This window comes from Phenylobacterium sp., assembly GCF_030697305.1.
Taxonomy (GTDB): Bacteria; Pseudomonadota; Alphaproteobacteria; order Caulobacterales; family Caulobacteraceae; genus Phenylobacterium.
This window is the reverse complement of record NZ_JAUYQL010000093.1, coordinates 1-6,466: the sequence shown is the minus strand read 5'-3', so window position 1 is coordinate 6,466 and position 6,466 is coordinate 1. Positions and strand designations below refer to the sequence as shown.

The following is a 6,466-nucleotide window of genomic DNA, read 5'->3' as shown; positions in this document are numbered from 1 at the left end:
ATACGCGAGCGGCCGGCGTGGCGCGCCAGCCCCGCCATGATCTCCTCCGCACCGTCCATCTGCGGCACCCGGCGCGGATTGACGAACGAGACCACCTCGGTGCGGCGGGCGCCGGCGGCTTCCAGCCGTTGGATGAACTCCAGCTTCTGCGGGACGTCTAAGAGGATCTTCTCGTGTTGTAGGCCGTCGCGCGGGCCGACCTCGACGATCTCGATGTGACGGGTCATGGAACCTCCCTTGGCGGCGGTTGACCGGCGGGACGATAGATTCGCAGCCGCATCTCGTCGCCGTTCGAGTAATCCAGCCCGTCCAGCACCCCGACCATTGCGGCGCGCGCGCCGGCACGCGCCAGGGCGCGGCGGAAGGCGGGCTCTTCGCGCGCTTCGACGATGGCCGGGCGGTCCTCGGCGATGGCCCGGGCGGCATCATCGGCCCCGCCGAGGTCGGTGGGCGTGCCTAGCGCGAACACCAAACTGGGTTCGGCGTATCCCGCGACGGCGACCGGCGCTGGAGCAATGCCCTGGCGCGGCAACAGTCGCGCCTGCGCCATCGCTTGCTCGGCCCGCGCCGACAGCCACAACGGGTCGAGCCTCGGGACCAGGCCCGCGGCCAATACGCCGTGTCCGAGTACGCCAAGGCATAGCGCCACGGCCGCGGCCTCGACCGGTGGGCGGCGGATCAGCATCCAGCCTCCGACAACACCCGCTGCGGCCAGGAGAGCCGCGGCCAACGCGGCCGCCACCCCGTCGCGCGGATCGCCATACTCGAAGGTTAGATAACCGACTCCGCCCGCCAGCAGCAGGCCGGTCAAGGCCGCAAGCGCCGCGCCGGACCAGCGCGACACGCGTCCCAGAGGATCACGCAGGGCCGCCGCCATCAGCCAGGCCAGCGCGCCGTAGGCCGGCAAGGTGTAGTGCACCAGCTTGGTGGGCGCGATCTCGAACACCAGCCAAGCCGGGATCAGCCAGCACAGGGCGAAGCGGACGCCCGGCTCCTTGCGCCCACGCCACCCCAGGATCAGCCCGGCGGGCAACAGCAGGCTGCTCGGGAACAGCAACAGCGGCGCCAGAAGGGTGTGGTAGCCGAACGGCCCGCCGTGGGTTTCTTGGCCGCCGGCCAGCTTGGGCGCGAGGTCGCCGGCCAACGCGGCGGTCCAGAACGCGCCGTCGGTGGCCACGGTCACCGCGCCGGCCCACGGCCCGCAGATGGCCATGAATACGATGAGGCCCCAGCCCCAGCCGAGGTCCCTGAGCCAGCCCGCGCGGCGGTCCCAGGCCGCCAGGGACAGCGCCGCCAGGATCACCACCAGCGGGCCCACCGGCCCCTTGACGATGGTGGCGAGCGCCAGCCCCAGCCACAACAGCAGCCGCGTCAGCCGACCGCCGCCGCCCGAATCACGCGCGGCGTAGATCCGGCCCAGGGCCGCCGCGGCGAGCGTCGTCGCACCGCACAGCACCGCGTCGGTCTTGGCGATGAACGCTTCGGTCGACAGCAGGAAGGTCGCGCCCAGCAGCACGCCGGCGAGCATGCCGGTGCGCGGGCCGAAGAAGGCGGCGGCACCCCAGGCGCAGGCCGCCGCCGCCAGCATCGCGCCCAGCAGCGAGGGCAACCGATAGGCCCAGATCTCGCGCGCCTCGGGGCTGGAGACCAGGCTCACGCTCGCCGCCTGCAGCCAGTGGATGCCGACCGGCTTCTTGAAGCGCGGCTGGTCCTGGTAGCGGATGACCACGAAGTCCCGGGTCTCCAGCATCTGGGCGGTGGCCTGGGCGAATCGCGATTCGTCGCGATCCAGCGGCGGCACGGCGAATACGCCCGGCAAGCCGGCCAGCAAGGCGACGAGCGCGGCCAGCGCCGGTCCTCTCCAGCCGCGGCCCCATCGGTCGAGGAAGGCGTCCAGCGTCATTCGCGCTAGATAGCACGATCCTTCCGCGCGCCGACTTTTCAGCTAAGGAAGGTCCTGTCCGCTCAAGGAAGACCATGGCCGAACCCCACGACACGCCCGCCGTCTCCGTCGTCGCGCCCGTTTTCGACGAAGAGGGCGCGGCCCCGGCGCTGGCCCGCGAGATCGCCGCAGCCTTCACCGGCCGGGATTTCGAGATCGTCTTCGTCGACGACGCCAGCCGTGACGGCACGCGCGCGGCGCTGAATGGGCTGAAGGGCGAGATCCCGCAACTTCGCGTGCTGTCGCACCGCGCCAATTCCGGCCAGAGCCGGGCGATCCGCACCGGCGTGATGGCGGCCCGCGCGCCGCTGATCCTGACGCTGGACGGCGACGGCCAGAACGACCCGGCGGACGGGCCGAGGCTGGTGGACGCGCTGTCGGCTGGCGGTCCGGAATTGGCTCTGGTCGGCGGCGAGCGGGTGAAACGCCAGGATACACGGGCCAAGAAAGTCGCTTCGAAGCTCGGCAATGGCGTGCGCAAGCGCCTGTTGAAGGACGTCGCCAACGACACCGGCTGCGGGCTGAAGGCGTTCCGCCGCGACGCCTTCCTGCGGCTGCCGTACTTCGATCACATCCATCGCTACCTGCCGGCGCTGATGATCCGCGAGGGCTATCAGGTGGCGTTCATGCCGGTGAACCATCGCCACCGGCAGACCGGGCAGTCGAAATACACCAACCTTGGTCGGCTCTGGGCGTCGTTGTCCGACCTGCTGGGGGTCATGTGGCTGCAATCGCGCTCGCGCAATCCGGTCGGCGTCGACGAAGGCTGAGCCGCGCGGGAGCGCTTGCGGTCGCGCAGGAAGCGGTTACCCCTTTAGGCGGGCCGCGGAGGCGGCTGGGGGAGATCCGATGTTCGCCGCGATTCCGCTGCTGATCCTGCCGCTGCTCGCCTATGACCTCATCGCGCTGACCATGCCGGGCGGCATGGCGGCGGTGGAGGCCCAGGCCCGCTTCGCCCAGCAGCTATTCTCCATCCGTATGACCTCGCACATCGACTGGGCGGTCAGCCTCGGCGACGTGCTGCTCGCCGCCTCGCTAGTGGTCCTGTTCATCGAGCTGCTGAAATCGACCAACAGCCGGCGTGGCGCGATCATCAACCACGCGCTGTCGATGCTGCTGTTCATCGTCTGCCTGGTTCAATTCCTACTGGCGCCGGCCTGCGCCACCTCGGTCTTCTTCCTGATCACGCTGATGGTGCTGCTGGACGTGCTGGCCGGCTTCATCGTCACCATCGTCACCGCGCGCCGCGACATGGACTTCAGCGACGCACGTTAGACTGAGCGGCGCGCGGGCCTTCAGGTCAGAACGCTGAGGATCAAAGCCACGAAGGCGACGTCTAGGAAGCGGGTTGCTTTGAGGATCATGGCCAGGCCTGCGCGTGCGGGATTCACCACGCATTAAGCAAGACTGGCGCCAGCGCCCTGAGGTTCCGCGCCCGAGGCGCGTCGGTGTTGCGGGTCCGCGCCGCCAGGCTGAATTGGCCTAGCGGCCCGGCGCCTTTGGCCGGGCAGGATGGTCAGATCTCGGTCTTGGCCGCGCCGCCGCGCCGGGCGCGACGGTCGGCGGACCCGGACCATTCGGTGCGCGCATAGCTGGACTTGGCGGCGTCCAGGGTCGCCGGCCCGCCACGCAGGCCCCGCTTCTGCCCATCCTGGCCCAGCAGTTGAGCAGCAAACACCGCGGCGCCGTCGGCCGGCGCCTGCGGCGGAGGAGCAGCATCGACGCTCGGGGCGGAGACCGGCACGGGCAGGTTGCGATCGTCAGCCGAAGCGCTCGACTCCGCGCGCCTGGCGTCTGAGCGCCGGCTGCGACCGGCGGCGGCCTTATGGATCGGATCGATTGGCGTGGTCATGCGGTGCGCATTGTCACGCGCCGCTGGTTAAGAAACGCTGCCGCAGACGTGCTTAGCGCTTGGCCAGCTTCTCGATCTGCGACTGCATCTCCTCCATCCGCTTGCGCAGATCCTCGAGCGCTTCGTCGCTGGGGGCGGCGGCCGGCGCGGCGGGCGCGGGCGTCTCGGTGCGCGGCGCGGCCGGGCCCTCGCCGGGACGGGTGTAGGCGAACGGCGAGAACATCTTCATCGCGCGGTCGAACAGCGCCATGTTCTGGCGGATCTGTTCCTCCAACGCCGCGCCGCCCGGCGCGATTCCCGGGGTCAGGCCGGTGAACTGGCTACGCAGGCGCTCCTGCTGCTGGGTGAAGCTCGCCAGCGACATCTCGAGATAGCTCGGCAGGAACGACTGCATCGAGTTGCCGTAGAAGCCGATCAATTGGCGCAGAAACTGGATCGGCAACAGGCTCTGGCCCTGACTTTCTTCCTCGAAGATGATCTGGGTCAGGACCGTGCGCGTGATCTCCTCGTTGGTCTTGGCGTCATAGACGACGAAATCGACGCCTTGCTTGACCATTTCCGAGAGATGCTCAAGCGTAACATACGAGCTCGACGCCGTATTATAGAGCCGCCGGTTCGCATATTTCTTGATGACCACGCGTTCGCCGTTGGGCTTTGCGCCGTCTTCCAGGGTTTCCGCCATCCCAAATCCTTTTCGGGCTGAGCCGCTTAAGCGCCGCCGGCCCTTCTTCTGCACTGCAGTATCGCGGATGCGAGCGGATTGGCAAATCGCCGTTGATGTTACATGCGGATCACTTCGCTCTTGCCCCGCGCAAAACGCGCTTCAATAGATGCGGCTAATGTTTCGCGAAGGGGTCCGCCAATGGGCGACATCGTCATCGTTTCGGCCGCGCGCACGCCGGTCGGCTCATTCAACGGCACGCTCTCCAGCCTGCCCGCTCACGAGCTCGGCAGAATCGCCATCGAGGCTGCGCTGCAGCGCGCCGGGGTGTCGGCCAGCGATGTTGACGAGGTGATCCTGGGGCAGGTGCTGCAGGCCGGCGCCGGCCAGGGGCCCGCGCGTCAGGCGTCGATCAAGGCCGGCGTGCCGGTGGAGGCGCCCGCCTGGAGCCTGAACCAGCTTTGCGGCTCGGGCCTGCGCGCCGTGGCGCTCGGCGCCCAGCAGATCGCCGACGGCTCGGCCAAGATTGTCGTCGCCGGCGGCCAGGAGAGCATGAGCCAGTCGCCGCACGCCGCCCACATCCGCAACGGCCAGAAGATGGGCGACCTGGGCTTCGTCGACACCATGATCAAGGACGGCCTGTGGGACGCCTTCCACGGCTATCACATGGGCCAGACGGCGGAGAACATCGCCGCGCGCTGGCAGATCACTCGCGACGACCAGGACCGCTTCGCCGTGGCCAGCCAGAACAAGGCCGAGGCCGCGCAGAAGTCCGGAAAGTTCGCCGACGAGATCGCCCCGGTGACGATCAAGGGCCGCAAGGGCGACGTGATCGTCGACCAGGACGAGTACATCCGCGCAGGCGCGACGCTGGAATCGATGTCCAGCCTGCGCCCGGCCTTCACCAAAGAAGGCTCGGTCACCGCCGGCAACGCCTCCGGCCTGAACGACGGCGCGGCGGCGCTGGTGCTGATGAGCGCAGAGGAAGCCAAGGCCCGCGGCCTGAAGCCGCTGGCGCGCATCGCCTCGTGGGCGCACGCCGGCGTAGAGCCCGAGATCATGGGCACCGGGCCGATCCCTGCAAGCCGCAAGGCGTTGGAGAAGGCGGGGTGGAGCGTCGCCGACCTCGACTTGATCGAGTCCAACGAAGCCTTCGCCGCCCAGTCGATCTGCGTCGTGCGCGACTTGGGCCTCGATCCTGAGCGGGTGAACGTCAATGGCGGCGCGATCGCCATCGGCCACCCGATCGGCGCGTCCGGCGCGCGCATCCTGACCACCCTGCTGCACGAGATGAAGCGTTCGGGAGCCGCCAAGGGCCTGGCGACGTTGTGCGTCGGCGGCGGCATGGGCGTCGCGATGTGTGTCGAAGCTGTTTGAACAACTGGTCCGGATCAACCGGCCGGCGTCTAGGGAGGATTTGAGCGATGGCCAGGGTGGCGTTTGTCACGGGTGGAACCCGCGGCATCGGGCGGGCGATCTGCGAGCGCTTGAAGAATGATGGGATGGCGGTCGCCGCCGGCTACTCCGGCAACGAGGCGGCGGCCGAGGCCTGCGCCCGCGAACTCGGCGTGATGGTGGTCAAGGGCAACGTCGGCAACTTCGACGACTGCAAACGCGCGGTTGACCTGGTCGCCGCGGAACTCGGGCCCATCGACGTCCTGGTCAACAACGCCGGCATCACCCGTGACGGCGTGTTCCATCGCATGAACTCCGAACAATGGTCGGACGTGATCCGAGTCAACATGGACAGCGTGTTCAACATGACCCGGCAGGTGATCGAGGGCATGCGCGAACGCGAATGGGGCCGGGTCATCAACATCTCGTCGATCAACGGCCAGAAGGGCCAGATGGGCCAGACCAACTATTCGGCTGCCAAGGCCGGCGTCATCGGCTTCACCAAGGCGCTCGCCCTGGAGAACGCCAAGAAGGGCGTCACCGTGAACTGCATCGCGCCGGGCTATATCGACACCGAGATGGTGCAGGCGGTGCCGGAGAAGGTGCTGGAGTCTAT

The 6,466-nt window shown here is 68.6% G+C and carries 7 protein-coding genes and 1 pseudogene; 4 read left to right on the top strand and 4 right to left on the bottom strand.

Translation table 11 applies throughout. The features are described from left to right. Together Q8R27_RS09895 and Q8R27_RS09890 are read right to left on the bottom strand one after the other, a co-directional pair. A pseudogene (locus Q8R27_RS09895) lies at positions 1-227 on the bottom strand (hydroxymethylglutaryl-CoA lyase); the annotation flags it as partial. Then, positions 224-1,903: a glycosyltransferase family 39 protein gene (locus tag Q8R27_RS09890; RefSeq protein ID WP_305698861.1), complete on the bottom strand. Its 1,680-nt coding sequence runs from the start codon at positions 1,901-1,903 to the stop codon at positions 224-226. The pseudogene Q8R27_RS09895 and the gene Q8R27_RS09890, both read right to left, overlap by 4 nt. Positions 1,904-1,977: 74 nt before the next feature. On the opposite strand from Q8R27_RS09890, the gene Q8R27_RS09885 reads away from it, so the two are divergent. Together Q8R27_RS09885 and Q8R27_RS09880 are read left to right on the top strand one after the other, a co-directional pair. Next, positions 1,978-2,712 (top strand): glycosyltransferase family 2 protein, encoded by a 735-nt coding sequence (locus tag Q8R27_RS09885; RefSeq protein ID WP_305698860.1) that lies wholly within the window; start codon positions 1,978-1,980, stop codon positions 2,710-2,712. A gap of 79 nt (positions 2,713-2,791) precedes the next feature. After that, positions 2,792-3,217, top strand: coding sequence for a hypothetical protein (locus Q8R27_RS09880; RefSeq protein ID WP_305593815.1), 426 nt, complete (start codon positions 2,792-2,794; stop codon positions 3,215-3,217). A 241-nt stretch (positions 3,218-3,458) separates the two neighbouring features. Here Q8R27_RS09880 and Q8R27_RS09875 read toward each other — a convergent pair whose 3' ends face one another. Together Q8R27_RS09875 and phaR are read right to left on the bottom strand one after the other, a co-directional pair. Further along, entirely contained in the window at positions 3,459-3,794 is a 336-nt protein-coding gene (locus tag Q8R27_RS09875) for a hypothetical protein (protein WP_305698859.1), read from the bottom strand. Positions 3,795-3,846: 52 nt separating this feature from the next. After that, positions 3,847-4,476 (bottom strand): polyhydroxyalkanoate synthesis repressor PhaR, encoded by a 630-nt coding sequence (gene phaR / locus Q8R27_RS09870; protein WP_305698858.1) that lies wholly within the window; start codon positions 4,474-4,476, stop codon positions 3,847-3,849. 180 nt (positions 4,477-4,656) lie between these two features. Between phaR and Q8R27_RS09865 the strand changes: the two genes are divergently transcribed. Continuing rightward, on the top strand, positions 4,657-5,832 hold the full coding sequence (locus Q8R27_RS09865) for an acetyl-CoA C-acetyltransferase (protein WP_305698857.1): 1,176 nt from the start codon (positions 4,657-4,659) through the stop codon (positions 5,830-5,832). A gap of 47 nt (positions 5,833-5,879) precedes the next feature. After that, positions 5,880-6,466: acetoacetyl-CoA reductase (phbB, locus tag Q8R27_RS09860; protein WP_305698856.1), on the top strand; the 587-nt coding region annotated here is incomplete at its 3' end.